This is a genomic window from Alicyclobacillus sp. SO9 (assembly GCF_016406125.1).
Lineage (GTDB): Bacteria > Bacillota > Bacilli > Alicyclobacillales > Alicyclobacillaceae > SO9.
Genome location: NZ_CP066339.1, coordinates 1,199,299 through 1,225,853 on the forward strand (window position 1 = coordinate 1,199,299; position 26,555 = coordinate 1,225,853).

The 26,555-nt window shown below is 48.8% G+C and carries 21 protein-coding genes; 14 read left to right on the top strand and 7 right to left on the bottom strand.

All coding sequences use genetic code 11. The annotated features are described in order from the left end of the window. Positions 1 to 94 precede the first annotated feature (94 nt). The 9 genes from GI364_RS05340 (at position 95) to GI364_RS05380 (ending at position 11,176) form a co-directional block, all read left to right on the top strand. Positions 95 to 1,363 carry an ABC transporter substrate-binding protein gene (locus tag GI364_RS05340; protein WP_198852655.1) on the top strand — a complete coding sequence of 423 codons (1,269 nt, stop codon included), beginning with the start codon at positions 95 to 97 and terminating at the stop codon, positions 1,361 to 1,363. Between the two features lie 68 nt (positions 1,364 to 1,431). Continuing rightward, complete coding sequence (locus tag GI364_RS05345; protein ID WP_198852656.1) at positions 1,432 to 2,358, top strand: carbohydrate ABC transporter permease; 927 nt, start codon at positions 1,432 to 1,434, stop codon at positions 2,356 to 2,358. A gap of 6 nt (positions 2,359 to 2,364) precedes the next feature. Next, positions 2,365 to 3,189 carry a carbohydrate ABC transporter permease gene (locus tag GI364_RS05350; protein WP_198852657.1) on the top strand — a complete coding sequence of 275 codons (825 nt, stop codon included), beginning with the start codon at positions 2,365 to 2,367 and terminating at the stop codon, positions 3,187 to 3,189. 115 nt (positions 3,190 to 3,304) lie between these two features. Then, entirely contained in the window at positions 3,305 to 5,401 is a 2,097-nt protein-coding gene (locus GI364_RS05355; RefSeq protein ID WP_198852658.1) for an amylo-alpha-1,6-glucosidase, read from the top strand. A gap of 273 nt (positions 5,402 to 5,674) precedes the next feature. Continuing rightward, positions 5,675 to 6,763, top strand: a complete 1,089-nt coding sequence (locus tag GI364_RS05360; protein ID WP_198852659.1) for an XRE family transcriptional regulator — start codon at positions 5,675 to 5,677, stop codon at positions 6,761 to 6,763. Between the two features lie 43 nt (positions 6,764 to 6,806). Next, positions 6,807 to 7,889, top strand: coding sequence for an extracellular solute-binding protein (locus GI364_RS05365; RefSeq protein ID WP_198852660.1), 1,083 nt, complete (start codon positions 6,807 to 6,809; stop codon positions 7,887 to 7,889). 2 nt (positions 7,890 to 7,891) lie between these two features. Continuing rightward, positions 7,892 to 8,662, top strand: a complete 771-nt coding sequence (locus GI364_RS05370) for an ABC transporter permease subunit (protein WP_233096145.1) — start codon at positions 7,892 to 7,894, stop codon at positions 8,660 to 8,662. After that, entirely contained in the window at positions 8,655 to 9,716 is a 1,062-nt protein-coding gene (locus GI364_RS05375) for an ABC transporter ATP-binding protein (RefSeq protein ID WP_198852662.1), read from the top strand. The genes GI364_RS05370 and GI364_RS05375 overlap by 8 nt, the downstream gene beginning before the upstream one ends. A gap of 227 nt (positions 9,717 to 9,943) precedes the next feature. Next, positions 9,944 to 11,176 (top strand): C40 family peptidase, encoded by a 1,233-nt coding sequence (locus GI364_RS05380; protein ID WP_198852663.1) that lies wholly within the window; start codon positions 9,944 to 9,946, stop codon positions 11,174 to 11,176. A 20-nt stretch (positions 11,177 to 11,196) separates the two neighbouring features. On the opposite strand, the gene GI364_RS05385 is transcribed toward GI364_RS05380, so the two are convergent. Together GI364_RS05385 and GI364_RS05390 are read right to left on the bottom strand one after the other, a co-directional pair. Further along, positions 11,197 to 12,894 carry a phospholipase D-like domain-containing protein gene (locus GI364_RS05385; RefSeq protein ID WP_198852664.1) on the bottom strand — a complete coding sequence of 566 codons (1,698 nt, stop codon included), beginning with the start codon at positions 12,892 to 12,894 and terminating at the stop codon, positions 11,197 to 11,199. A gap of 142 nt (positions 12,895 to 13,036) precedes the next feature. Then, complete coding sequence (locus GI364_RS05390) at positions 13,037 to 13,687, bottom strand: hypothetical protein (protein ID WP_198852665.1); 651 nt, start codon at positions 13,685 to 13,687, stop codon at positions 13,037 to 13,039. An 88-nt stretch (positions 13,688 to 13,775) separates the two neighbouring features. Between GI364_RS05390 and GI364_RS05395 the strand changes: the two genes are divergently transcribed. Further along, positions 13,776 to 14,021 (top strand): YkuS family protein, encoded by a 246-nt coding sequence (locus tag GI364_RS05395; protein ID WP_198852666.1) that lies wholly within the window; start codon positions 13,776 to 13,778, stop codon positions 14,019 to 14,021. A 239-nt stretch (positions 14,022 to 14,260) separates the two neighbouring features. Here the strand turns inward: GI364_RS05395 and GI364_RS05400 are convergent, their stop codons facing one another. Continuing rightward, on the bottom strand, positions 14,261 to 16,459 hold the full coding sequence (locus GI364_RS05400; RefSeq protein ID WP_198852667.1) for a peptidoglycan D,D-transpeptidase FtsI family protein: 2,199 nt from the start codon (positions 16,457 to 16,459) through the stop codon (positions 14,261 to 14,263). Between the two features lie 517 nt (positions 16,460 to 16,976). On the opposite strand from GI364_RS05400, the gene trxB reads away from it, so the two are divergent. Beyond that, on the top strand, positions 16,977 to 17,939 hold the full coding sequence (gene trxB, locus GI364_RS05405; RefSeq protein ID WP_198852668.1) for a thioredoxin-disulfide reductase: 963 nt from the start codon (positions 16,977 to 16,979) through the stop codon (positions 17,937 to 17,939). A 947-nt stretch (positions 17,940 to 18,886) separates the two neighbouring features. Here trxB and GI364_RS05410 read toward each other — a convergent pair. Continuing rightward, a complete protein-coding gene (locus tag GI364_RS05410) occupies positions 18,887 to 19,609 on the bottom strand; it encodes a demethylmenaquinone methyltransferase (RefSeq protein ID WP_198852669.1) in 723 nt (240 codons plus the stop codon). 510 nt (positions 19,610 to 20,119) lie between these two features. Between GI364_RS05410 and GI364_RS05415 the strand changes: the two genes are divergently transcribed. Together GI364_RS05415 and GI364_RS05420 are read left to right on the top strand one after the other, a co-directional pair. After that, positions 20,120 to 21,181, top strand: a complete 1,062-nt coding sequence (locus GI364_RS05415; RefSeq protein ID WP_198853863.1) for an ATP-binding cassette domain-containing protein — start codon at positions 20,120 to 20,122, stop codon at positions 21,179 to 21,181. Continuing rightward, positions 21,178 to 21,993 (top strand): ABC transporter permease, encoded by an 816-nt coding sequence (locus tag GI364_RS05420; protein ID WP_198852670.1) that lies wholly within the window; start codon positions 21,178 to 21,180, stop codon positions 21,991 to 21,993. Before GI364_RS05415 ends, GI364_RS05420 begins: the two co-directional genes overlap by 4 nt. 387 nt (positions 21,994 to 22,380) lie before the next feature. On the opposite strand, the gene GI364_RS05425 is transcribed toward GI364_RS05420, so the two are convergent. From GI364_RS05425 to GI364_RS05435, 3 genes are all read right to left on the bottom strand, one after another. Beyond that, positions 22,381 to 23,541, bottom strand: a complete 1,161-nt coding sequence (locus tag GI364_RS05425) for a sensor histidine kinase (protein WP_198852671.1) — start codon at positions 23,539 to 23,541, stop codon at positions 22,381 to 22,383. Further along, positions 23,538 to 24,212, bottom strand: coding sequence for a response regulator transcription factor (locus GI364_RS05430; protein WP_198852672.1), 675 nt, complete (start codon positions 24,210 to 24,212; stop codon positions 23,538 to 23,540). The genes GI364_RS05425 and GI364_RS05430 overlap by 4 nt, the downstream gene beginning before the upstream one ends. Positions 24,213 to 24,329: 117 nt before the next feature. Next, a complete protein-coding gene (locus GI364_RS05435) occupies positions 24,330 to 25,409 on the bottom strand; it encodes a sensor domain-containing diguanylate cyclase (RefSeq protein ID WP_198852673.1) in 1,080 nt (359 codons plus the stop codon). A gap of 210 nt (positions 25,410 to 25,619) precedes the next feature. Between GI364_RS05435 and rbsK the strand changes: the two genes are divergently transcribed. Continuing rightward, a complete protein-coding gene (gene rbsK / locus GI364_RS05440; protein WP_198852674.1) occupies positions 25,620 to 26,531 on the top strand; it encodes a ribokinase in 912 nt (303 codons plus the stop codon). Positions 26,532 to 26,555 lie beyond the last annotated feature (24 nt).

The window sequence follows — 26,555 nt, forward strand, 5'->3', positions numbered from 1 at the left end:
TGCATTAGAAAAGCTTGTGTCGGTAAGGATAGACGGCATAGAAAAATTCTGTGAGCTAACGAAGATAGAATTTAGTTAGAAGGGGAGACTTCAAATGAGTAAGCTAAAGGCGACGTTAGGTTTTGCATCTCTTGGAGTTTTGACATTAGGAATCGTAACGGGATGCGGATCCAATTCCAATTCTTCTTCAACATCCAACGGGGCGGGCGCATCCTCTAGTAAACCTGTCAGTTTGACCCTGGGAATGTGGTCTTCAAGTCCTGCGGAAAAGGCTATGGTGCAAAAACAGGTAAAAGGATTTGAGAAGAAATTTCCAAATATTCACGTAAATATCCAAGTGATTAATGGTAACTATGAACAACAAATTCAAACCATGCTGGCTGCGCATACCGCACCGGACGTGTTCTATGTAAATTCCTCCAATGCACAACTGTATGAGTCTAAGGGGGTACTGATGCCGCTGGAGAAATACATGCAGAAGGATGGTATTAAGAAGAGTGACTTTAGTTCATCGCTTTTGAAAGCGTTTGAATGGAAGGGAACACTTTATGGCATACCCAAGGACTTTGGCACTTTGGGACTTTATTATAACAAAGCACTCTTGTCCAAAGCCGGCATATCCTCAGCCCCGACCACGTGGACCCAGTTCCAAAGCGATGCCGCGAAACTAAAAGCGAAGGGCATCAATCCTTTGGCGATGGACCCATCTGTCGGTCGCTATTACCCGTGGATCTTGGATGAAGGCGGAAGTTATTACGATGCCAAAGCCAATAAGGTGACACTCACGAATCCGAAGAATGCTGCTGGGCTGAACTTCTATTTAAAAAATGCTAAGAAAAAATATATCGTTCAGCCAAAAAACTTGGGGCAGAGCAATGCAACCGCCGTTTTTGCGAACAAGAAGGCCGCAATGATGGTGACGGGGGCTTGGGCGGTGCCATCGCTCAAGAAACTGGCTCCGAACATGAAGTACGGCATTGCGAAGTTCCCAAGTCTGAACGGGAATGATTACAACTTAGCCTTTACCGTGAGCTATTCCATGTCGAAGCATACCAAACATCCTGCGGCCTCTGCCAAACTGTTGTTCTATATGACGGGAGACTCTGCGGAAAAGCTGGAGGCCGTGGACGGTTTTGCGATTCCGTCACGAAAATCTCAACAAGCAATCTTTAGTCAACAGCATCCACAGGAGAAAGCTTTTGTCGACGGTGTATCTAATTCAGTATCCTTTGCCTTTGGTCTGCATGGTTCGAATGTAATTAGTGCAGTAGACAATCAGTTGCCGGGAGCTCTTGATAATAAAGAAACTGCTTCGCAGATGCTGAAAAAGGCTCAATCGATTGTTCAGAGTCAGCAGGGATAAAACAAATCAATTGAGGAAAAACGGGCTCAATCGAGCCCGTTTGCACCTTCCGGAGGCGGTGAAATTAAATGGAAGCTAAAATGAAGAGAAAGGACAGCGTCGGACTCGCCTCACTTTTTGGGAAGGGCAACGCTACCGAACAAGCTATGGCAGGATACCTGTTTATCTTGCCAGCGATTGCCGCACTGTCTGTTTTTCTAATTGGACCGATTTTTTACGCATTGTATATTAGTTTCTTCAAGTTCTCGTTTCTTGACCCGCAGAATGCCCACTTTATTGGCTTTGCGAATTACGTGAGATTGTTTCATGATCCCCTCTTTTTAAGGGCTTTGCTGAACACATCAATTTATTCCTTTGGTGTGGTTCCCATTCAAACGGCTATCTCACTTTTTCTCGCTCTAATTGTCAACAAAATTAAGGGGAAAACGTTTTTTCGATTGGCTTATTACCTCCCCACAGTTACGTCAACGGTGGCAGTCAGCGTAATGTTTCTCTTCATTTTTGAGCCGCAGGGCTTACTGAATCGGTTTTTGGGTCTGTTCGGCATTCATGGCCCCAATTACTTCAACAATCCTGATTTCGCACTGCCTTCTATTATGGCCATGGCAATTTGGGCAACTGTGGGTCAGTTTATGATTATTTACTTGGCGGGACTCCAGGACATCCCTGACGACGTGTACGAAGCGGCAGAACTGGACGGAGCGCATGGGTGGAGAATGCTCACGAGTATCACCGTACCGCTGTTGCGCCGCACCACCTTTCTAGTTGTGGTCATGTCGCTGATTGGATCGTTCCAGGTATTTGATCAAATGTACGTCATTTCTGGAGGAAACGGCGGTCCTTTAAATTCAACACTCTCAGTCGTGCTCGATTTATTTAATCAAGCTTTCAAAAATCAGAACATGGGATATGCGTCAGCCATGGCCTTTGTCTTGTTTGTAATTATTCTGATACTGACTTTGGTTCAAAACTTTGCACTTGGACGAGAGGAGTGATGTGATATGGAATGGGTCTCCAAACTGATGCACCATAAACTGTGGATGTGGATTGTGGCAATAGGTTTTGCCGCAGTCACATTAATACCTTTTATTTGGTCCATCTACACGTCTTTCAAACCGACGAGTCAGGTATACGAAAACTGGGTCCCTCTAAGCCATCTGAGTGCTGGAAGTTACGCTTACATCTTAAAACAGTTTCCATTTGCCCGGTGGTTTCTAAACAGTGTTGTGGTGGCGGGGTTCGTTACCATAGGAACGCTGATTGTGAATACTTTAGCCGGCTATGCGTTAGCACGTCTTAAATTTCCGGGACGGGGTTTGATTTTCTATATATTTTTAGGAATCATGATGATTCCCGGACAAATCGTGTTGGTTCCAATGTACATGCTTTTGAGCCATTTGGGGTGGGTGGACAGCTACCAAGGGCTCATCATCCCGTTTTTAATGAATCCATTCTTGATTTTCCTTGCACGACAGTTCTTCTTGGGCATTCCAAAGGAATTGGAAGAGGCGGGTCGTATCGATGGATTGAGCTATTGGGGAATGTTCTGGCGGATCTTTCTGCCGCTCAGCCGTCCGCTGTTGGCAGCGGAAACCATCTTCGCGTTCCAAGGGAATTGGAACTCCTTTTTGTGGCCGGTTATTCTTGAACAGCGTCAGCACATGTACACTTTGCCAGTGGGGTTGAGTTCCTTTTACAACCAGTACAATCAGTATTGGAACAATGTCCTGGCTGGTGTAGTTTTGCTGACGATTCCCATGATTATTGTGTTTTTAATTTTTCAGAAGCAATTTATTCAAGGGATTTCAACCACGGGTATTCGGTAGACGGGTTGAAATCCAGTGACAAGCGGGTCTGTTTAGTCCAATTGCGCAGCAGTCAAGAGAAATAAAAATAGAAGAACAAAAGATGACTCTAAAAGCACACAGGGAGCGGAGAGCAATGAATTATTTTGTAATTAAGGACCAGGACATGTTCTTGCTGACAGACCAAGAAGGCAACATTTTGCCCGGAACAGAGAAAGGGCTGTATGTTCAAGACACGCGGTTTTTAGACCAGTATGAACTCAAATTTAACCAGGGGCCCCTCGTTGGCTTGCATGGTTCCTGCGAGGAAAATTATATATCCCGCGTTTATTTAACCAACGCTGAAGAAATACGGAATGGAAAGGTGCAACTGCGGCCGGAACAAGTTGAGGTGAAGCGCGAGCAGGTTGTGTACAAAAAAGTTTTTTACGAGCGGATCACGTTGACCAATTTTTCCCGAGAATCACTGAATGTTACGTTGTCCTTAGCTGTCTCCAGTCGCTTTTCCGATCTCTTTGAAGTACGCGGTGCGGTTCGAGAAAAACGCGGGATTGAACTTCCTGCAAAGGTTGCCTCGAAATCCGTTTCATTCGGCTACCGGGGGCTTGATGATATAGAAAGATGGACTCATGTCCAGTGTGATGAAGCTACAGATACGTTCAAAAATGGATTTGAAATTACCGAATTGCTTATCCCGAATAAGCCGTTTGTGATAAATATTACTGTGGTTACGGACATAGCGAATCAAAGGGCTGAAGTCAAAGGCTTCTCCGAAGCTCTCTACAACCTTGAAAGTGACTATAAGAAATGGGAAGAACAGTCCTTGCAGGTCACAACTGACAGTGAAGTCTTTAACAAGATGATAGGGCGGGGACTCAGGGACCTCCGTACCCTGTTAACGGATTTGGGAGACGGCCCTTTTCCTGTGGCCGGCATTCCGTGGTTTGCTGTACCGTTTGGCCGCGACAGTCTGATAGCTGCGTTGCAGATGCTGCAGTTCAAGCCATCAGTCGCTCGCGGGACCCTGCGTACCTTGGCCAGATTGCAAGGACAGGAACTCAACGAGTGGCGGGTTGAGCAACCTGGGAAGATTGTCCACGAAGTTCGCCGAGGAGAAATGGCCAATCTGGACGAGATTCCGTTTAAGAAGTACTACGGGTCAGTTGACAGCACGCCGCTGTTCCTGATTCTTGCTGCGAAGTATTACAAATTAACCGGTGACAGAGAACTCATAAATGAGCTCATGCCGCATTTTAAACAGGCACTTTTGTGGCTGGATGATTTTGGGGATTTGGATGGTGACGGTTTCGTGGAATACCATTCAAATCAGGACAAGGGCCTCTCGGTCCAATCCTGGAAAGACTCCTACGACTCCATGATCCATACGGACGGTGAAATCGCACAAAGCCCGATGGCTGTTTCGGAAGTACAAGGGTACGTGTATGCGGCCAAACAACTCTGGGGAGAACTGCTGCGCGAGTTTGGGCAGGACGCCCGAGCAGAGGAACTGACCCGTGCTGCAAACTCTCTAAAGGAGCAGTTTAATAAAGAATTTTGGATGGAAGACCGCCAGTATTTCGCCATTGCATTAGATGGTAACAAAAATCAAGTTCAAACCATTACGTCAGACCCAGGGCAATGCCTCTGGACAGGTATTGTTGATCATCGCTACGTTTCGGCCGTAGTGAATCAGCTGATGAAACCAGGACTGTTTTCAGGGTGGGGCGTCAGAACGATGAGCGCTGAAGAATTGGTTTACAATCCAATCAGCTATCACAACGGCTCTGTCTGGGCACACGATAATTCGCTAATACTGCTTGGTCTGGCAGTTTCAGGGAAGGCAAAGGCCGTGAATCAATTGTTTGCTGCATTACTCAGCGCCAGCGAAGAGTTTGAGTATCAGAGGTTGCCGGAGTTATTTTGCGGCCATGGTTCGGATGTGGGAACCATTGTCCAATATCCCGTTGCTTGTATGCCGCAAGCCTGGGCAGCTGGAACGCCCTTGGCCATGGTCGAAGCAATCATGGGCTTAAAGGTTGACGCGAACGCTCGCCAACTGCTTCTTCGCCCCACATGGCCGCAGGGAATTACAACGATTCGGTGCATGAATATGCAAGTGGGAACAGATATTGTGTCCTTCGAATTAAATTATGAAACCGGATTGAAGGTTCTTAAAGCTTCGGGTTATGAGTTTGTCGTCGAAAATGCTGCATTTGCTGAAAGCACGCGCTGAAGTGTCTTTTATCGAACTCCGTCCATAACGAAACTCCATCCACAAAGAAGATCCAAGCATGGCTAAACGCCATTCACAGAAAGTGTGCTAAGGGAGCCGAAATGCGGCTCCCTAACCTGCGTCCAGTAAGGTTCTTATGGCTATTATTTTATGTTTTGGATGACAAATATACTTTCCCATGTGTAAAATGTAATTGTCAACTGACTTAGTCTTACCGCATCGTGCGGCGCTCTTGAAAAAATGTGTGGAGTCGAGATATGGAGGGACAATACGATGCTGACGAATCGCGTGCGCCAGGTCCGGCAACGCTTACAAATGTCACAGGCTGATGTGGCAAAACGTATTGGTATTTCCCGCCAAGCGTTGCGTTACATTGAGACAGGGGAGACGGTTCCCAACACTTTTACTGCTTTGCGTCTGGCACAGGTCTTCTCTGTTCGGGTGGAAGACTTGTTTCAGACTCTGGACGAGGAGGCGGTGAGAGTGGCGGCGGCGGCAGATGAGGATGTATCAGAGGGCGATCGCGTTTTTCTCTCTGACACAGGCAACAGGCTTGCTGCACACCGGGTGCACCCAATTGCGACCAGCACTCGTCATGGACATGCAGATGCTGTGGTTCACGAAGTGCTCGGGAATCAGCAGGTGCGCATCCAAGCCTCCCCCTACCGAACTTTGGAACCTGGAGTCGTCATTGCCGGCTGTGACCCAGGTTTGCAACTTCTCTCGGATACTGCAGCAAACACCACGAAACAGCAGGTGATGTGGCGTAATGCAGATAACAGGCGGGCAAAACACCTTTTAACAGAGGGACTTGTGCACGCTGCGGCCGTACACATCCCAGTGACTCTGAGCGCTGCTGCCGATGCCGACAGCAGCTTTGAAAGACATGATGGGATTCGTAAGTTTCACTTTGCCTCGTGGCAATTGGGCTGGGTCGTCAAACAGGGTAACCCGAAAGGGTTTCAAGAGGCTTCCAATTTCTTGACAGGGCGGTTTCGACTTGCCAATCGGCACTCAGGGGCGGGGACCCGAAAACTGCTCGAACAGTTGCTTGCGGATGCAGGAGTAGATCCAGCACAAGTGCCTGGGTATGACTTTGAACTAGGCAGTCATTTGGAAGTCGCGTTAGCCGTGGAGAACGGAGCAGCAGATGTTGGAATTGCACTGTCCTCCGTCGCGGGACCGCTGCGACTTCAGTTCATGCCGATTCATACAGAACGGTGTGAACTGTGGGTTCCGTCTCAGCATTTGCGCCAAGATTCGGTTCAAGCCATGGTGGATGCGCTCGTGTCCGATCCCTTTCGCTGGGAACTGGCAGCTGTCGGCGACTACGACGTTGCGAACACAGGACTGGAACTTTGACGAGGATTACATACCATGCATATGCAACGGGAGGTTATAATCTATGAATAAATGGAAGGTTGGGTTCAGAGGCACCGCTGTAGCGGCCGTGAGTTTGTCTGCTCTGACTTTGGCGGGGTGTGGTAACAGCGGAACAGGCACTAACAGCGGCAACGGGAGCAGTGCAACGGGATCGAACACCGTAAACAGTTCTTCAAATACTGCTGGAAACGGCGCAAAGACGTCAGGCGAAAGCAAGGGAATCGCGCACATTGCGTATGCGGGATCGCTGCAACTGGCCAACAACAAATACGTTGGGCCCGCTTTTCAAAAACAGTCGGGATATACCTTTCAGGGTCGCGGGGGCGGGTCCTTTGCTGTCGCGAACTTGATTAAGTCCGGCGAAATTCAGGCTGACGCCTTTGAAAGTGTCGGCACGGCGCCAATCCAGGCCCTGGGCAGCAAATATGCAGATTGGGCCGTAGGGTTTGCCAGTTCCCCGCTGGTGATTGCGTACTCGGAAAAGAGTCCGTTTGCAAAGCAACTGGATGCAATTCGCAAGGGTCAGAAGCCCATTAGCGATTTGTTCACGCTCATGGAAAAACCTAGTTTTCACTTGGGGCGTACGAATCCGCAAACGGATCCGCAAGGGCAGGCATTTGTGTTCATGATGCGCCTGGCTCAGTCCCAGTTAAAACTTCCGGCGGGGACTGCCGCGAAAGTGCTTGGCGGCGTCAACAATAGTAAGCAAATCTTCTCGGAGACCGGGATTTTATCACGTTTGCAGGCAGGCCAGTTAGATGCAACCAGCGCATATCAATCGGAAGCCATCCAAAGGAACTTGCCCTACATTAAACTGCCAGACTCGATTAATCTCGGCAATCCGAAGAAAGCCAAGCTGTATGCCACTGCCAAACTTAAACTAAAGAACGGGAAAACGGTCAGCGGCAAACCGCTTGAGATTTATGTGGCGGCTCTGAAGACTGCGCCTGACGGTCAAGCGGCGGACAGTTTTATCCACTTTGTGCTGTCCCAAAAGGGGCTCAACCTGTATAAACAAAATGGCTATCAGTTGACGCCGGCAAAAGTCTGGGGTAACAAAGCGAACATACCGGGCAGCATTCAGTCCGAGCTGAAACAGCCGTGACCATGCGCTGGCGTGCAACAGGCGGCGTGCTGGCATTGGTTGCTTTGCTTTGTGTCAGCTTTCTCTTGCTGCCACTAGCGGCCCTGCTGCTGCACATTCCATGGAGCAGCTTGTGGCAGGTTTGGTCTTCGGAAGGCGCGAGTGCACTGCGGCTCTCTCTGATGACTGCCGTTATCAGCATGGCGGTCATCGTTGTCTTTGGCACGCCCCTCGGCTGGCTCTTAGCGCGGGGCCGCAGCCGGCTGTGGCAATGGGTCGAATACCTCATGCTGATTCCGTTACTGATGCCGCCTCTGGTTCTCGGCCTGCTCTTAATCTACTTTTACGGTCCTTACGGCACAGTAGGCAAGTTCTTGGGTATATGGCACCTGTCTGCAACGAATACAGCGTTAGCAGTCGTCATCGCCCAAATCTACGAGTCTATTCCTTACTACGTATTTTCAGCCCAGGGTGCGTTTCATCAGGTCGATGCCATTCATGAGCAAATCTCCTGGTCTCTCGGCGTGGGTCCCTGGAAGACCTTTCGGCAAATCACCTTGCCGTTGGCACTGCCTGGAATGACGGTGGGATTTATGATGGCTTTCGCGCGGGCAGTCGGAGCCTTCGGTGCAGTTGTCGTTGTAGCCTATTATCCACATACACTGCCCATCAGCGTGTGGATCGCGTTACAAGAAAAAGGGCTGCCAACAGCCCTTCCGCTTGCCTTGCTGTTATTGCTCATTTCCATGCCGCTGCCTCTGGCAGCGGTACTTTGGAGGAGGCTGCATGCTTAAACTACATCTCAAGCTCCCGCGACGCTATTTTCATATGAATGTGGACTTTGCGGTTCCAAAAGGATCTATTTATTGCTTGTATGGACCGTCGGCAGCAGGAAAATCCAGCATTCTGTCAGTCTTATCCGGGTTCGAAACAGGCTATGACGAAGTGAAAATAGAATGGGACGGGTCGGTGTTGCTGGAATCCGGTCCTGGCAGTGACAAGGCACGGTTTACGCCGGCCTGGAAACGAGGCATTGGCTATTTAACACAATCCGTACCATTGTTTCCGCATTTAAGTGTACGTGACAACATTCGCTTTGGGATGAATCCGAGCCGCTTCTCCAAGGAGCAAGCTGCAGAAATGGAGGAATGGTACGAAGAGATTGTCGACCGCCTGGAACTCGAGCCCTACCTGTCAATGCGTCCAAAACAGTTGTCCGGAGGATTGACACAACGTGCTGCACTGGCTCGTGCACTTGTTCCTCGTCCTCACCTCATGCTTTTGGACGAACCCTTCTCCGCTTTGGACTGGCAATCGCGCAACCACATGCAGGAAGTTGTTCTGGACTTTCAACGGCGCTTGCAAATGACAATTATCCTTGTGACCCATCAACTGGAAGAGGCCCAGAAGATGGCTGGTATCATCGGTGTTATCCATGACGGACAGATACTGCAAGAAGATTCACCTGATGCCTTGATGACAAGACCCCAAAATTGGAACGTAGCCAAACTTTTAGGTTATCAACACCTTTGGAAAGATGGGGGGAAGTACTATGCACTGCATCCCGACAGAGGTGTGGTTGTTCACGATGAACAGGATTCAAAATATGCAGATTTTAATTCATTTGAGTCAATTGTAAAAATCCAGGGAACAGTCCAAGACCTGCTGTTGAAAGACGGGAGGAGGATTGTGAGATTGACCCCGCGCACTTCGGGCTTGGACTCGTCTTTTGCCATTTCAGCACCAGTGCATGTCGCATTGTCACCGCTCCAGTCCGTGTGCAAAGGGGAGATTGTGACTGCTGTTTTTGTCGAACCGCCGGAGATAAAAGACTATCCAACTCGTTGACATCAACGAATTGTGACAAACCTTTACATCATTCGGTCGTGACACCGTATCATCTTGCACGAGAACACACAATGTCTGCATACATCAAGACTACCGGGAATACAGGTACATGTACGATTTCTACTAAAACGTTGCAACATGCCATTGAAAAAATATGTAATCACTTTTTTTCGGTCGTTTTGGCAGGAATTTGTCAGGTATATGGAGAAGTATCGGGAGACGTAGTAGTGGGTCTGACAATCCTGAAACAAAACAGACATGGATGTGACAAATGTATGCCTAATGGGCGCAGTTCTCGGTGGAAAATGGCGTTGTCTGTCGGTTCGCTTTTAACTCTGTCAGGGTTTTTTATACCTCACGCCAATGCAAGTTCACTTAGTCAAAAGAAACAGCAGTTGCAGAATTTAAAGAATCAAGCTTCTCAGAACTCGGCCCAACTTTCCAAGGATCAGCATCAAAAATCACAGTTCAAGCAACAGATTCAAGCCTATAGCGATTCTATTCAAAACTTAAAAGCCTCCATCTCAACAAATCAAAATCAAATGTCTTCTCTAAAGCAACAAATACAGCAAATGAACGATAAGATAAACAAGACGCAAAGTCAGTTGCAGACAGATCAGAACAATGTGGCTCAAATGATCCGTGCGTCTTACGAAGATGGAAACGTTTCCTTTTTACAGGTGCTGTTTAAATCCACATCATGGTCAGACTTTCTAAATCGACTGAATGATTTGGCTGAAGTGACAAAAGCTCAGAAAGCACTTGTCAATCAAGTGACAACGCTGAAGAAGCAGTTGGAGCAGGAGCAACAGCAAAAGCAGAGCAGCTATCAGCATCTCTCGTCACGGAATGCACAACTGGCGGTTTTGGTGCAGGTTGACGCGCAATTGGTCAAGAAAAAGAATCAAGCGATGAAACAGGTAACCCATGACGCACAAGTCAGGACGCAGCAAGCTGGTGTTCTCGAAAGTCAGATTCATCTGACAAAAAGCGAGGTTGCGGCGCTTCAAGCTCAGACCATAAGAGACGAAGCTAAGATGAAAAGCAAGTCATATTTGACTCAGGCTAAGCAATCCCTCGGCAACGCAAATACGAGCGCATTAATTTCCTTCGCAGAGAGGTTTGAAGGCAGGCCGTATGTGTGGGGCGGCACATCACCTTATCCTGGCTTCGACTGTTCTGGTTTTACCCAATATGTGTATGGACACTTTGGTATCAATTTGCCTCGTACTTCAGGTGCGCAGTTCGGTGTAGGACTTCCGGTCAGCCGGAATAACTTGAAGCCTGGAGACTTAGTGTTCTTCTCTACCTATGCGCCAGGCGCCTCACATGTGGGGATTTACATCGGCGGTGACCAGATGATTGACTCCGAAGACAGCGGGCTCATGGTTACGAACTTGTTCAGCAATCCGTATTGGAGTGCGAGGTACATAGGTGCCCGAGACGTGATCCGACATTAATGTAGGCCTGTGTGTTTCAGCTACAACAAGGGTGCGAGAAGGCGTGCACCCTTGTTTCTGACTTTTGCCCACATGGGCTCACTTTCCATTTCTTGTGGTGTGAGCTCGATGGAATCTGCAATGTCCGCTGCAAACTGCTTCTGTAACAACTTCGCGAATTGGGTACTGTAGACAACCTCACAGGATTCGTAATTGTTCCGGAAACTGAGCAGGTCGTAGTTTGCGGCGCCTATGACACACGCTTCACTGTCTACAATGATGGATTTTGCGTGGAGAATGCCTTTTTTGTAGAGGTACACATTGATGCCCGCGAGCAACAAATCGGTATAAAAAGTTCGGCAAGCCCACCCAATCAGCTTGTGATCGGGTTTCATTGGAACGACAAGCCGCACCGTCACCCCCCTCGCGGCAGCAGTCTTCAGTGCCGTCACCACATCCGTATCTGGTGCAAAGTAGGGTGTGATGATATCAAGTGTGTGCCTGGCCTCTGTTGCACACAGGAAAAACAGGTCCCTAACATGTTCCGCGTCACTGTCAGGACCGCTGTCCACGGTCTGTACCCAGGTATGCTGCGAAGGAGAAATTTCCTGTGTATCTGAAGACGCCTGCGCGACCAGTGATTCATGAGTAGGCACGGCCAGTTCTTCCGCAGCTTCAATCAACGGAAATTTGTCGCGAAGGGAAGCTTTTGAGCGTGCGCCGGCTTTGTTCGCGAACTTTGACGTCGAGCGTCCTTTGTGTCTGCATTTGTGTCTGTAGTTGAGATTGCCCTTTACCTTCAGTGGAACCCCGATGTCCCAGATGGCATCGAACACTTGCTGCAAATACTTCGTTCCCTCGCCTGTCAATTGCAAGTGTGTGTCGCGCCAAAACCCCGCATCTTCACTCTTACCTGTATATTCATCGCCAATGTTCATTCCGCCGATGAGGCCAGTGTGTTGGTCTATGGTGACGATTTTATTGTGATCGCGATGGGTCACCATTGGACTAAACCAGACAGACAGCGGATGCACGGTTCTGACTTCAATTCCCGCATTCGCCATAGCCAGAAGAACCCTTTTCGGCAGTTTCCGACTTCCGAGACCATCACGGAGCAGGCGAACGCGAACACCGTGCATCGATTTATCGATGAGAATCTTGGTCACAGTCTGGCCCACCTCGTCGTTCCTGTATATGTAGTACTCCATATCAATGGTTTCCTTAGCGCTTCGAAGGGTCCGAAGCAGCATTCTGTACTTCGCTAAGCCATTCTTGAGGATGACGACTTCAGCGGGCAGGGGAGGACGCTCTAGCATGCGCGTCGCCCATGCGGAAATCGTTTGTGCTGCTCTCGCGTTGAGACGAGGTGAAGGCTCTGCTTCGGAATACTTTTCCTGGGAAAACCCTGCATGAGATTGCCCAGCCACAGAGGGCTTAGCCAGAGAGGGCTTAGCCAGAGAGGGCCCAGCCAGAGAGGGCTGTGCTTCGGCAGATCCTGTTTCGTCCCCGTGCAGCAGTGTAACTGCCGTTTTGATTTTATGTCCTCGTCGCACCTGCAAATACCTGCGCACCTGACGTTGTGACAATAAGAAATAGGCCATTGGTGCGAGAACCGGAATAACGAGGCTGAAGACAATCCAAGTAAGTGCAAGGATAGGTCGCTGAACCTCGCGAATGGCAATAATGAGAGATACGATAACGGAAGTAAAATAAAGGAAAAACAAAATGGTGAACAACATACGAACACCTCCCTTCGTGCTCATCTAGAATGAGCCAAGAAGGGCTGCTCTATACCTTGCAGGTCCACAGCATTGGAGTCGTCCGTCATATCGCCTGCGCAGAAGGCAGTATGTGGAGGGAGCAGTATGTGGAGGGAGGATGTTACAAGGTTTGGAATACCGATTTCAATTCAGAAACAGGCTCCTGATACCGCGCTCTGTCCCAAGAGTTGTACGAGGGATGGGGTATGCCGTGAATGACTTTCCAATGAGGACTGGTTACATTGGCCAGTCGAAAGAACTTCTGTGCGAACCGGCCGCATGGTACGACGACAAGGGATGCATCTGTTTGTTTCAGCAACTTTCGCCGCAGACTCTCTACCAATAAGGCTTGTCCATGATTGCACTGCTCATCGGAGTAGCTGTCTCGTTGGTTGTTGGAGCGAATGAACTCCAGAGTACGGATTGCATCTGCGTGAATTTGACGTAGTGGAGAGCTGCCGTAGGCAGCAGCCTGCATAGGTACATTACATACATTAACAAGGCCGAGGGCGTCGAGGCGGGGACGGTGAACTTCGTGATCGACATTCTGTCTTATCAGTCGCCCCAAAGGGAACTTTGCATATTCATCTCCAAACAAGTGCTTCGTCATTGTACTCCCGGAGGACCCGGAGACGGGGGCACCGTACTTCAATTCCTGAACATGAGGAGATTCGAGAATGAATATGAGTTTCGTAGACGGAGTGATGATATCTGAAACCGTAAACTCCTTGGCAAGCTGGGTTAACGAATCCTTAAATGTGCTGGCTTGCAACGCAGGAACCTCCTTCTATGAGTGCATAATTCAGGTTCGTTCCGGTTAACTTGAAACAGTGTATGACAGTCCAAGGGAGGAACGAGGTATGAAACGAGTCGCAGTTGAACAGGGATTACATCCCGTAAAAGCATATTTAGAGCAGAAAGGCTGTCAAGTCATAGACATGGCCACTGGCAGCTCCAACGTCGGTGACGCCGCCGCAATTGTTCTCACAGGCGGAGACGAAAATATCATGGGTATGGAGGATAAGTTGGCCGACGTACCCGTCGTAACGGCGGACGGACTATCTCCAGAGGAAGTCTATCAACGGATTGAGCGCTTTATTCACTAGGTCCATTCTAGAATACAATACAGCTGAGGACCACCATCGACGCAGATGACGCTGCGAACTGCTTCTATACACAGAATAACAAAAAGTCACGTAAAAGGGGACGACAATACTCGCTCTCGAGTTTATCCGTCCCCTCTTTGTCGTTAAGCTGAGCTTGCTGTCCGTGAAACGCATGTGCTCAGTCTCATGTGATTGAAGGTGCGTGCAGTTACGGCTGTGCACGGTTGTTCCAAAAATGGTTACTTTGCGTTCTCCGGAATCGTGTAAGCCTTCGTTTGTTTCCAGTTCTTCGGAATATCCGTATTTGTCCACTGACTCTTTTTAAAGAATTCGTGGTGTTCTTTAAAGTAGGCATCCAGCATGTCTTTTGCGATGGGTGCCGCAGTTGTGGCACCATATCCTCCTCCAGGCACCATTACGGCAACGGCAACCTGCGGATTATTGTAAGGCGCATAGGCAATGAACACGGAATCCGTAGTCTTGTGACCGTTGAGCACAATGTCTGCAGTCCCCGTTTTGCCTGCAGCGTCATACGGCGTATTGTGAAACACGTAATAACCAGTGCCCAGCGGATCGTGGGTTACACCGTACATGCCCTGCTGCGCCAGTTTCAAGTATTGAGGCTTAATGTGCAGGTTTGTCTCGCTCGGTTTAAATTGCTTGTAGACCTGGTCTTGTCCTACCGGCGTAAGCCCTGGCTGGAGTACCTTGTCCAGCAGGTGCGGCTGAATCTTCGTGCCATTGTTCGCGATGGTGGCCACATATTGGCCCAATTCAATTGGAGTAAATTGCTGCTCTTGACCAATACCGGAGAGCGCAATGCCGATTGGGCTGATAAATCTGGTGGCCTTTCTTGTCACTGTGTGGTTCTTGCCGTTTTTTCCTTTAATGACTTCCGTGTACTGGTCCTGGGTGACATATTGATGATTTCTCTTATAAGCAGCCTCCGCTTTTTTTAGATCGAACGGATACGCATTACCAAGAGCTGCAGCATCAATCGTATAGAAGTTACCAAGCTGTTCGCCTGGTAAGTCTATATGGGTTAAGACGCCCAAGCCAAAACGTTCTTCTCCGCCAAACAAGTCAATTAATCCTTTTACTGCTGCTGTTCTACTCCACTTTGTTGCAGACATGCCAGCAGGCGGACTTCCCGGATGGGTAGCTGACGAGCCAAACCACTGACCGACCCTTAGAGCAAGTTTATAGAAAAAGACGTCCGATGACACTGCAATGGCTGTTACGTCGTTGACATATCCGTGATTCATGTCGTCGTGTTTCCTACCGCTCGGGCCCGGTGTAATCTGAAGCCAGTACGGAACTGGATATCCAGTGTACGGCGTGATGGCTCCATGCTCCAATCCGATAATCAAATTCGCCGGCTTCACTGTCGACCCTGGGTACTGAGGCTGACTAATTGCATAGTTAATTGATGCATGCGACGATAACATGTAGTTGCGGTGTTTTGAGAATTCTCCGTTCTCAAACCAATTTGGATCGTAGTAAGGATAGCTGACAAGGGATAATACACCACCCGTTTTAACATTAAGCATGACCGCACCGACATCATTGATGGAACTTCTGTGCTTTGAAGTGGCAACAGCGTGTTGAATGTCCTGCTGAGCTACAGCTTGCACATGTCCATCCAAGGTGAGCTGCAAGTTATTCCCGGAAGTTGGCGGTGTATAACCCACGTTGGCGGCTGCAGAACCGTTGGTACTGACTTGCAGGACCTTGTATCCACGTTGGCCCTGAAGGTATGACTCATAATACCCCTCAATGCCTGTGTCTCCTACAATTTGGCTTTGGAGGTATTTTAGCTTCTTGACGTACTCTTTCTGGTCAGCTTTCTGAATCGGACCCACGTATCCTAAGACGTGACCGGCCAGATCTCCGTTTGGATAAGTCCGTGTATAAGATTGCGTGATTAGGAGACCTGGCATATCTCCTTGGTTTTCTGCTATAAAACTCATTTGTTTGTTTGTTATTTTCTTAAAGAGGTTAATGGTTCGGTAGTTTTTGTTCTTATTGACTAAGTCATTATATATTTTCGAACTGGGCTCCTTAAACACTTTAGCGAGCATTTCTGCTATGCGCGCGGGATGCTGATTGACTCCCTTCATTCGCGTGTACGTAAGGCCGTAACTGGGCTTATCGTATGCCAAAAGATGGCCTTCCGCATCATATATCCTTCCTCTGGCAGGCAGCACGGGCAAGCGCTGAATGGCCGTCGTCATTGCATCGCTGCGAAACTTGGGACCCTGTGATACCTGAAGATAGCCCAAACGCAGAATGAGAGAGCCAAAGGACAGAAACACTAAACCGTACACAATGTTTAGGCGCCCAATGTGCGTACGCTTCTGATTCTTCCCTCCGGTTTGATGTGAACTTGCCTGTTTACGTAGAGACTGCCGCTTCCGTCGTGAAGGTCTCCATTTCACTACAGATATTCTTCCTTTCTAATCCGTTCTAATCTTTGGATGTGCTTTGCGAAAAGAGAGTGTTACAGCGCCACATAATGAAGCCTAGATTCTATTGACAGAGTTATTATAATAGGTAGACGACAAACCATTTTGAGTTACTCATTTTGGGTCATTCAGGATTGAATTTAACCGCGAACCAACAGTAACTCACGGGAACTAACAGCACTTGAAAAGCTTGTCATAAAATTTACATTGAACCTTATTTTACTCGGTTTCCCTCTGTACATTCATTTGGGCGAATTGCGACTGGTGAATTTGGTCTAATCTTGGGTAATTCGTATGCTGTGCGGGAAGGATAACGACTATCCTCCGATTTGGGTAACTGTACTTATCATAACATTGAAATGCCTGATTTAGGTACCAGGATATTTGACAATTACATGGTTTCTCAGCATCATATTGGATAGGGGATTGGTTGACTGCGCAGTTGCGTTATGGAACACGTCAGTCTAAACCAGAAGAGAGGTAATTTGATATGGAAAAACAACGAGTGATGATTCTAGGAACCGGTCCAGCCGGCCTTACAGCGGCCATCTATGCCGCTCGTGCAAATTTAGAACCGCTGGTTATAGAAGGAAATGAACCAGGCGGCCAATTGACTCTGACTACCGAGGTGGAGAACTTTCCTGGTTTCCCAGATGGCATCATGGGTCCTGAGCTAATGGACAGCATGCGTGAACAGGCCAAGAAATTTGGTGCAAAGTTCGTCATGGGCTGGGTATCAGGCGTTGACATGAGCGAACGTCCATTTAAAGTCACTGTTAACGAAAAAGATGAGTATCTATCGGACAGTTTGATCATCTCCACGGGGGCTTCAGCTAAACTGCTTGGAATACCAGGTGAATCTGACAACATTGGCCGAGGCGTTTCAACCTGTGCTACATGTGACGGATTTTTCTTCCGAAACAAAAATATTATTGTTGTCGGCGGAGGAGACTCTGCCATGGAGGAGGCCACATTTTTAACGAAGTTTGCTTCGGAGGTCACGATTGTCCATCGGAGAAACGAACTTCGTGCCTCGCAGATTATGCAGGACAGGGCCCGTGAAAATCCGAAAATCAAATGGCTCTTGAATGTGACTCCCGTCGAGGTTAAATCCGACGGAAACAAGGTCAATGCTTTGTCTGTAAAAGACAACGAAACCGGTGAAATTAAGGATGTGGAGACTACGGGCCTGTTTGTGGCCATTGGTCATCGTCCGAATACCGCTTTCTTAAACGGCCAGATTGATGTCGATAAAGTGGGGTATATCAAAACTCGCGGCGTATCAACAGCGACCAATGTAGAAGGTGTCTTTGCTTGCGGAGACGTTATGGATTCTCACTATCGCCAAGCCATTACGGCTGCCGGAAGCGGATGTAAAGCTGCCATGGATGTTGAAAAGTTTCTTGAAGGTTCGAGTGTCAATGATTGGCTTGAGGCCCCAGCAAAAGCATAGGCAATTTGCCTCCGCCATCCCGTGGTGGGATGCATTCGATGGCGGGGATGGCATGGAATCGAATGGAATTGAATGGAATCGAATGGAATCGAATGGAAAAAAGTTAGTGACATACAAGATGCTAGCAGGATGCGAGGGTTGGCCGATGATTCGGCTAACCCTCTTTTTGTGCGCCCGGCATGGGCGTTGCGTATACCGTGAAAATCGTGCAATGGTGAAAAATGGATTTTGTTAAAGAGGTCACATTTTAATGGATCGTGAAGGCTGGGGAGGACAGTGCGCAATTCAAAAGCAGGGACGTATAAGGTTGCAGTGAAGGGAGTCTATCATCTATGGAATCCTAGCTTACACTAACAACTGTAAAATAACGGATGTTGGTGCGGGAGGTAGGTCGAAGGTAGGCGGGGCCGATAGGGATCGCAATGATCACTATCGGTCAAAGGGAGCTGATATAGTGATCGCAAAGATCACTACCCGGAGACAGAGAAAGGTCATAGTGTCGGAAAAGATCACTACTGGCCCTCCGTAGCGGCAGGAGAGTTGGAATAGTGATCAATTGGATCGTTAAGCTCAGGGTGAAGAGGGATAGTGATCAACGGGATCACTAAATTCAGAGACTTGGGTCAATAGTGATCGATGGGATCTCTAAGTTCCGAGAGAAGTCGGATGCCGAGGAAAATAGAGATCCGTGAAGTGCTTATTATGGTTCATTGGAGGTGGGCCTGCAAAATAGGCGCTTCTGAGAGGCTTATAAGTTCATTTTCGCCGGTTTTACGCTCGAAAATGCCGAATAAGCGCTTTTCACGAGCTTATTCGCCACCTCGTGGTAATGGGAAGCGGAATAGGCTCTTCACAAGCGCTTATTCCCCGGCAGCCCCCCGGCCGGTCCCAGCAGTCCCCCGGACAGCCCCCCGGCAGCCCCCTCATGTATGCTCGTTAATGCCCTTCTAATCTTCCTTTTGTCCCTCCACTACAGCTACAACACCACCCATAAGGTTGTGAAACGCGGTCCTTGCGAGGCCGTTACTGGCAAAGCGTTGCGTCAGTTGCTGTTGTGAATCAAATTCTTTGGATGAATCGTGCAGATACTGATAGGCACTCTTTCGCTTGGCTGTGATTTTCCCCATGAGAGGGACAAGCCAATTGAAGTACAGCCAGTATACCTGTTTGAAAACAGGCGCAGTGGGTTTCGCCATGTCGACGGACACAACCCAGCCGCCTGGTTTCACCACTCGGCGCATCTCTTGAAGTGTCTTGTCGATGTCTGGAACATTACGCAAACCCCAACCAACGGTGGCAGCATCAAACGAGTTATCAGGAAAAGGCAATGCCATTGCGTTGCCTTGAATGAGTTCAATCTGCTTATTCATGTCGGAAACTTTGACTTTTTGCTCACCTACAGCCAACATTTCCTCTGAAAAGTCAAGACCTGTGACATGGCCGCTCGGACCGACCGTGCCGGCAATTTCAAGAGTAAATTCTGCCGTACCACAGCACACATCAAGTACGTTCATGCCGTTTTGAATTCGAGCACGGCGCATAGCAAACTTCCGCCAGGCTTTGTCCCTGCCAAAACTCATCAGTGTATTCATGACGTCGTATCGTCGCGCAATTCCATTAAACATCTCGCGTACATAACGTTCTTTTTGATTCTTAGATGGAAGCTCCATGAAACCTAACTCCTAACCTGTGCTCGTCAGTAAATAATTGTACAGAGTGTCAGGGTCGGAATCAATCTTCTTTTACTCTAAGACACATTATTGGTGAAAATCCGCCCATGACCACAAATATACAAATATTCCTATATTACCTATATGTTTCAGGGGTTTTCGTGATGCCAGCGCCGCTGCTTACGAGTGGAGACCATTGTTCATGTTCAGTTCACAAAGGTCCTTTATTGTTTTCTTGTACCCAATCAGACTACAGGAGGTATTGCAATGAATGAGTCATCAAATCAGGCAGATACGACGTCGCCGAGTACTCATATCGGTACAACGTCATTTTCTATGAACGGAACATCAAACAAAACATCAAACAAAACGTCACAAACAAACTCGTCGTTCAGCGGCACAGCATCTTCTTCTACAAATGGAACACACCGTGAGAGAGGGGTGTCCCAAACAAAGGCGTCCCAAATGAAGGCCTCCCAAATGAAGGCCTCCCAAACGAAGGCCTCCCAAATGAAGGCCTCCCAAACGAACGGCGTTTCTCGCACGACGAGCGAGTGGGCAGTGGAGGCAGAAGGGCTTGTAAAAATCTTTGGCCAGAACCGTGCAGTGGATGGGGTTCACCTGAAGGTTCCAACCGGTACGATTTACGGCGTGCTGGGTCCAAATGGAGCAGGGAAGACAACGACAATTCGCATGTTGGCCACATTGCTTCGACCTGATGCAGGTACTGCGCGGGTGTTTGGCCACGATGTTACGAAGGAGCCGCAGATTGTTCGCCAGTTGATTGGTGTCACGGGACAGTATGCGTCCGTGGATGAAACTCTGAGTGCGACAGAAAATCTGATACTCTTCTCACGCTTGCTGGGATTAAGTCGAAGTGAGGCACGGCGCAAGGCTAATGATTTGCTGGAGGAATTCGGATTGACGGAAGCTGCTAAACGTCCGTTGAAGAAGTTTTCAGGCGGAATGCGCCGCCGTCTCGATCTCGCTGCAAGCTTGATTGCACAGCCGCCGCTGATTTTCCTTGACGAGCCGACGACGGGCCTCGATCCAAGAACGCGTGCACAGATGTGGGGGACCATTCGGAGGTTGGTGAAAACGGGATCGACCGTGTTGTTAACAACGCAGTACCTGGATGAAGCCGATCAACTCGCAGACCGCATCGCAGTCATTGACAGCGGCCGGGTGGTCGCGGAAGGAACTGTGGATGAACTCAAGGAGACTGCTGGCACGGCAGCGTTGCAGTTGCGCCTGCAAGATACACATCAGATGAATACAGCAAGGGACATTGTCAACCGAGTGCTGAAGGTGCAGGCAACGGAGTCGCCGGAAAGCGGAAAACTCACGGCTCCTTTGAGAGATGCCGACCGAGTGACGGACCTGCTCGTCGCTTTGCGCCAGTCCGGGATTCACTTGACAGAGTTCAGCGTGCAAAAACCGACCCTTGACGAAGTGTTCTTGGCGATTACGGGACATGGCGTCGAAACACAGGCTGGGGCGTCGGATGCAATGGCAACCCACGCCATGGAGTCGCAGACAGCAGAAAACAAAAAGGAGGCAGTACGGGGATGAGCAGTCTCACGATTACGCCAGGTGCAAAGCGCAAATTGAAAAACCATACGAGTCTGGGTCAAAGTCTCCGGAACTCGTTCACAATGGCCTACCGGGGTTTGTTGAAGATTCGTCGGACACCAGAGCAATTGTTTGATGTCACATTGCAGCCCATCATTTTTACCGTCATGTTTACCTACATTTTTGGCGGAGCGATTTCCGGAGACGTGAAGAGCTACTTGCCCGTGATTATCCCCGGCATTCTGGTCCAGACGGTGATCACAACGTCCATTGTAACCGGAGTGCAATTAAGAGAGGACATGGACAAAGGGGTCTTTGACAGATTCAAGTCCCTGCCCATTGCCCGCATCGCACCGCTGGCGGGGGCATTGTTAGCCGATACGGTTCGCTATGCCATTGCAACGACGCTGACATTTACTATGGGCTATCTGATGGGTTATCGGCCTGCTGCCGGATTTGGACACGTGGTTGTGGCTGGCATTCTGGTGGTTGTCTGTTCCTGGGCGATAAGCTGGATTTTTGCCTTCTTCGGTGTCATTGCCCGCACCGCATCCAGCGTCCAAGGCATCTCCATGATTGTGTTGTTTCCGTTGACATTCCTGTCCAACGCATTCGTTCCCGTGAAAACCATGCCAAACTGGCTGCAGTGGTTTGTCAAAGTGAATCCCATTTCGCATCTGGTCACGGCAGTGCGTACTCTTGTCAACACCGGAACGGTGGGGAGCGACTTGCTCATTTCACTGCTTGGTGCGGCCATTGTTGTGGCTGTGTTTGCACCGTTGACGGTACGTGCCTATATGCGCCGTACGTAATAACCGTCCCAAGTCACAAGTTCTGTAATCGTCAGTGGCTAAACTTTCCCCAGCTCTCCTCAGTTTGGTAAGACGTAGAGGAGAGCTTTAAAACCTGTATGTTTTATTCTTTTCAATCGTTCTGGTGAGTGTGTATGCCAATGAGTTAATTTGGATTAATTCCAGTGGATACATGACCTACTTGGCAGCTCCAGGAGCAGGTAAGTTTGTAAATGCGACGTTGGCTTGGAATCAATTGTTCAACAACCTTGAAATGGTGCTATCAGGGATTACATTCGTCGTGAGCAATGGCTTCATTTTGAAAAGACAGAAACACAGATGGCCCTCCTAATCAAAGGATTTGTGTATCCATGCATCGGTCAACTTGAAGTCTGATTGGACACAAGGTTAACCTTTGGAGGGTGTCTTGGGAGACAATACAGGCAGTGTCACAGTAAATGTCGATCCCGTTCCAAACTCGGTCTCAACCTGAACATAACCGTCGTGCAGGTCTATGATTTTTTTGGCGATGGAGAGCCCCAAACCGCTTCCCAATGCGCGGTGGCTGTGGGCTTTGTCTGCTTTAAAAAAGCGTTCGAAGATACGGCTTGCGTCCTCCTGTGTCATGCCTACGCCTGTATCTGTGACGTTGACAGTTACTTCCTCGGAGTCGGCCTTTGCACGAATGACAATACTGCCCCCTGGTCGAGTAAACTTAATAGCATTGACCACCAGATTTAACCAAACCTGGCTCAGTAAGTCTTTGTCTGCAACAATCGATAGGTGTTCGGCGCCTACATCAATTTGAATTTGCTTCTCCACCCACATGGGTTCACAAGCCAGCACAACCTCCCGCAGTTGCCGGTCAAGACGATAGGTTTCCGGGTGGAATGGGTGGTGTCCGGACTCAAGGGAGGTGAGTTTGAGCAGGTTGTCGCTAAGTCGAGAGAGACGCTTGCTTTCTGTCTCAATGATATCGAGATAACGCTTTTGCTGGTCCACTGTAATGCCGCCGCTTTTGAGTGTGGCCGCAAACCCCGCCATAGATGTGAGCGGTGACTGAATCTCATGAGAGACATTTGAGATGAATTCCTGGCGCATTTGTTCCAATTTGGACAGTTCTTGCGCCATATCATTAATGCTGTATACAAGCCTTCGGAACGGATGTCTGTCACCCCCCGGCTCTTTAATCATATCGGCGTCCAGGTGAACGTCAAAGTTCCCTTTGGCGATTTGCCGAAATGCATTAAACAGCGGTTGCCACATCGCGCGTTGCTTTGGGACAGCCACCCGGCTAGTGATGGCTCCGCCAAGAATTGCGAGGATGAGAGCGCCTGCAACGATAATCATCTGATTGAGAAAACCGCCGGGGTGAAAGTCTGCCCATTTATAGATAACTTGACACAGCCAGTAGGAAAGGCTGAAAAAACCGAAGAACATAGTCAAACCAAGGCCAATTCGGGAAGTAAGCCTCCATATGTTTAGAAGCTTTTGATTGCGGAGTTTTGGTTTTTGAAGCGGCCCCTCGGGAACATGAGCCGCCGGCTTAGACCAGGTGTGACGAGTCATGACGTGACCTCCAAGCGATAGCCAAGTCCGCGAATGGTACGAATTTTAAAGGCGCACAATTGCTCTGGGAACTTGTCTCTGAGTCGCTTGACATGAACGTCCACCGTCCGCTCGTCTCCTTCAAAGTCGTACCCCCATATGTCTTCGATTAACGTGTCACGAGAAAGGGTTTGACCTGGATAACTTGCAAGTTTAAATAGCAAATCAAATTCCTTGCGGGGGAGCGTGACGGCTGTACCGTTGAAGAGGATTGAATGAGCTCGATTATCTAAGTGCAGTTTTCCAATCTCGATGATTTGTTCTGTGGCAATTTGATAACGGCGAAGCAAAGCCTGGATGCGTGCAACTAATTCGTCCGGATCAAACGGTTTGACCAAATAATCGTCGGCACCAAGATGAAGTCCTTTTACTTTCTGCGTGGTATCGCCCTTCGCAGTCAACATGAGAATGGGGAGGAGGGAGGTACGGCGAATTTCTGCACAGACTTCAAAGCCGTCAATACTTGGCATCATGATGTCGAGTACGACAAGATGGACCTTGTGTTCTTCAAGTGTCTGGAGCGCTTGCGTGCCGTCACAAGCTTCTAAAATTGTAAATCCACTGCGTTGCAGGTAGACGCCTACCAATTCACGGATGTGTGAATCGTCATCTACAATCAGCACAGTTGTCATGTCCCTTCAGCATCCTTTCTAACACGCGGCAGCAACGGTTGCAGACGTGTCCTGTACATCTCTATCCGGGCATGATACAGCACTAGTGTGAACTGAATATGAATTTACATGTGGGCTTTACACTTGTGATGTCGCAGCGTTCTTTTCTTTGTCGTTTTCCCTATCCTTTTCCCTGTCCTTGTCCTTGTACATACGCTTATCTGCAGCCTCTACGATAGTCGTGAGGCCAGACCACTTTCCTGTTGCAGTTCCGATGCTGACTTCTAAGGTTTGTTCATAACTGTTTGTCCTAAATCCCTGGCGCAGTCTCTGTTCAACTTGCATCAATGCCTGTCGGTTGCCTCCGGGTAAGAGAATCAGGAATTCGTCTCCGCCGAATCGAATGACAATCCCTTCATCACCAACAATATCAGTCAGTGATGCTGACAATTCTTGAATGCGTTTGTCCCCTTCCAAGTGCCCGTGGGTATCGTTGTATTCCTTAAAGTTGCATACATCGATGAACAGTGCCGCAACATTTTGTGAGTAAGGGAATTCCAGGTGGGTAGTCCGCTCCAGGTATTCTACAGGGTTGTCTGCAGCCTGAAGTTCGTTTAGAAAATAGCGGTTGTAAGCGCGTGTTAGTGCGTCACGATGAGACAGTTCCCGCAAGTCCTGAATCAGCTTCAGCGCGTGGATTCCTGCTGCAATCCTTTGCCCCAGACGATGCAGCAAACTCACCTGCTCAGGGGTATATGCGTTTTCCTTGCAACTCTTTAATGTCATCACGCCAAATACCTTTGAGTTAAACACCAGAGGGACACGAATGATACTTCGCAGGCCGATTTGGGCAAGCTCTTCATCCTCAAGAAATTCTGGCTCATTGGTAATGTTCGGAGAGTAGTGAGGGGCCTTGTGATTGAAAACCCACTCGAGTCCTGTATTCTTAATAATCATCAGCGATCCCGGTGGACAAGCTTGCATAGTGTCCTTGGTAACCAGTTCGTGGATTACGCAATATCTCGGATCGAGTGATGCTGACATGATGCCCATGCGATCGTAGGAGAATTTCTGAAGCATCAATTCGCGAATCTGAGACAGCATACTCAAAACGGTGGGAGCCTCTGTCGTAACAATGAGGCATTGTTCAAACCATTCAAGTTCCTCAAGTCGACGTAAGGCATCTGTGATATCAGTGGATGAAGGTTTTGTGTTCAATATCACCATCTCCTGCTATTGCTCATTCACCGGACGAAAATCGATTAAAATGTATAAAAACCAGCCGAATTCCCAGCCCAAATTGGCGAAACCAACCCGGTTGGATAAATTCTGCATCGTACAGCGAAGTCTGTAGTAGTCTGTATTCGTCAAAGCAAAAGTGATATCCTGCAAGGGACTTGTGTCGATAAGGCGAATAGAAGGGGAAAGATGATGAAAATTGTGGTGGTTGGCAGTATAAACATGGATGTGGTCAATCAGGTAAAACATCACCCGCAGATAGGTGAAACCGTTCATGGCATTGCTACTGCATACAGTGCCGGCGGCAAGGGAGCTAACCAAGCGGTGGCTGCAGCGAAATCAGGTGCACAGGTAACGATGCTGGGTGCTGTCGGCAGTGACGGCTTCGGACAGGATTTGCTGGGCGGCTTAGCGGAATATGGGATTCATACAGCAGAAATTCAAGTGAAGAATGGAACTTCCGGGCTTGCCTTTATTACGGTGAGTGAAGCAGGCGAAAACAGTATCATTCTGTCGGCTGGGGCAAACGGACGCTTAGAAGTTGAAGATGTAAAACATGCCCGAAGTACGCTGCAGGACGCGGATATTTTACTCCTGCAGAATGAAATTCCCTGGGATACTACTCGGTTTGCCATGGAGTTTGCGCACCGTTACAACGTCAAGGTGTATTTAAACCCGGCTCCAGCAATGGAATTGCCGCAAGAAGTGTACCCGTGGATCGATACTCTCATTGTGAATGAATCAGAAGCAAGTATGCTAACCGGGAAGCCTGTACATTCGGTTGCAGACGCAAGGCAGGCTGCGCAGGTATTCATTGAGTATGGTGTCAGTGCAGCGGTTGTGACCCTGGGTGCAAGTGGTTCCTTATACCTTAATCAGATAGGGACGGAAGTACAGACTCCGTCATTTCCAGTCAAGGCAGTGGATACCACGGCGGCAGGAGATACTTTCATTGGTGCGTTAGCCAGCCGCGCCGACAGCGACATAGGGGCAGCTCTTCGTTATGCAACTGCGGCCGCAGCTCTTACCGTTGCAAAGCAAGGTGCCCAAACGTCCATTCCGTCGCTTCATGAAGTGGAGAAGTTTATAAAGGCCGATTAATATAGGCCTTGTGAGCTGGCGTGT

Excerpts from the sequence above, each read along its gene's own strand:
- GI364_RS05340 (WP_198852655.1), top strand. The coding sequence starts at position 95 with ATGAGTAAGCTAAAGGCGACGTTAGGTTTTGCATCTCTTGGAGTTTTG.
- GI364_RS05345 (WP_198852656.1), top strand. The coding sequence starts at position 1,432 with ATGGAAGCTAAAATGAAGAGAAAGGACAGCGTCGGACTCGCCTCACTT.
- GI364_RS05350 (WP_198852657.1), top strand. The coding sequence starts at position 2,365 with ATGGAATGGGTCTCCAAACTGATGCACCATAAACTGTGGATGTGGATT.
- GI364_RS05355 (WP_198852658.1), top strand. The coding sequence starts at position 3,305 with ATGAATTATTTTGTAATTAAGGACCAGGACATGTTCTTGCTGACAGAC.
- GI364_RS05360 (WP_198852659.1), top strand. The coding sequence starts at position 5,675 with ATGCTGACGAATCGCGTGCGCCAGGTCCGGCAACGCTTACAAATGTCA.
- GI364_RS05365 (WP_198852660.1), top strand. The coding sequence starts at position 6,807 with ATGAATAAATGGAAGGTTGGGTTCAGAGGCACCGCTGTAGCGGCCGTG.
- GI364_RS05370 (WP_233096145.1), top strand. The coding sequence starts at position 7,892 with ATGCGCTGGCGTGCAACAGGCGGCGTGCTGGCATTGGTTGCTTTGCTT.
- GI364_RS05375 (WP_198852662.1), top strand. The coding sequence starts at position 8,655 with ATGCTTAAACTACATCTCAAGCTCCCGCGACGCTATTTTCATATGAAT.
- GI364_RS05385 (WP_198852664.1), bottom strand. The coding sequence starts at position 12,894 with ATGTTGTTCACCATTTTGTTTTTCCTTTATTTTACTTCCGTTATCGTA.
- GI364_RS05395 (WP_198852666.1), top strand. The coding sequence starts at position 13,776 with ATGAAACGAGTCGCAGTTGAACAGGGATTACATCCCGTAAAAGCATAT.
- trxB (WP_198852668.1), top strand. The coding sequence starts at position 16,977 with ATGGAAAAACAACGAGTGATGATTCTAGGAACCGGTCCAGCCGGCCTT.
- GI364_RS05410 (WP_198852669.1), bottom strand. The coding sequence starts at position 19,609 with ATGGAGCTTCCATCTAAGAATCAAAAAGAACGTTATGTACGCGAGATG.
- GI364_RS05415 (WP_198853863.1), top strand. The coding sequence starts at position 20,120 with ATGAAGGCCTCCCAAACGAACGGCGTTTCTCGCACGACGAGCGAGTGG.
- GI364_RS05420 (WP_198852670.1), top strand. The coding sequence starts at position 21,178 with ATGAGCAGTCTCACGATTACGCCAGGTGCAAAGCGCAAATTGAAAAAC.
- GI364_RS05425 (WP_198852671.1), bottom strand. The coding sequence starts at position 23,541 with ATGACTCGTCACACCTGGTCTAAGCCGGCGGCTCATGTTCCCGAGGGG.
- GI364_RS05430 (WP_198852672.1), bottom strand. The coding sequence starts at position 24,212 with ATGACAACTGTGCTGATTGTAGATGACGATTCACACATCCGTGAATTG.
- rbsK (WP_198852674.1), top strand. The coding sequence starts at position 25,620 with ATGATGAAAATTGTGGTGGTTGGCAGTATAAACATGGATGTGGTCAAT.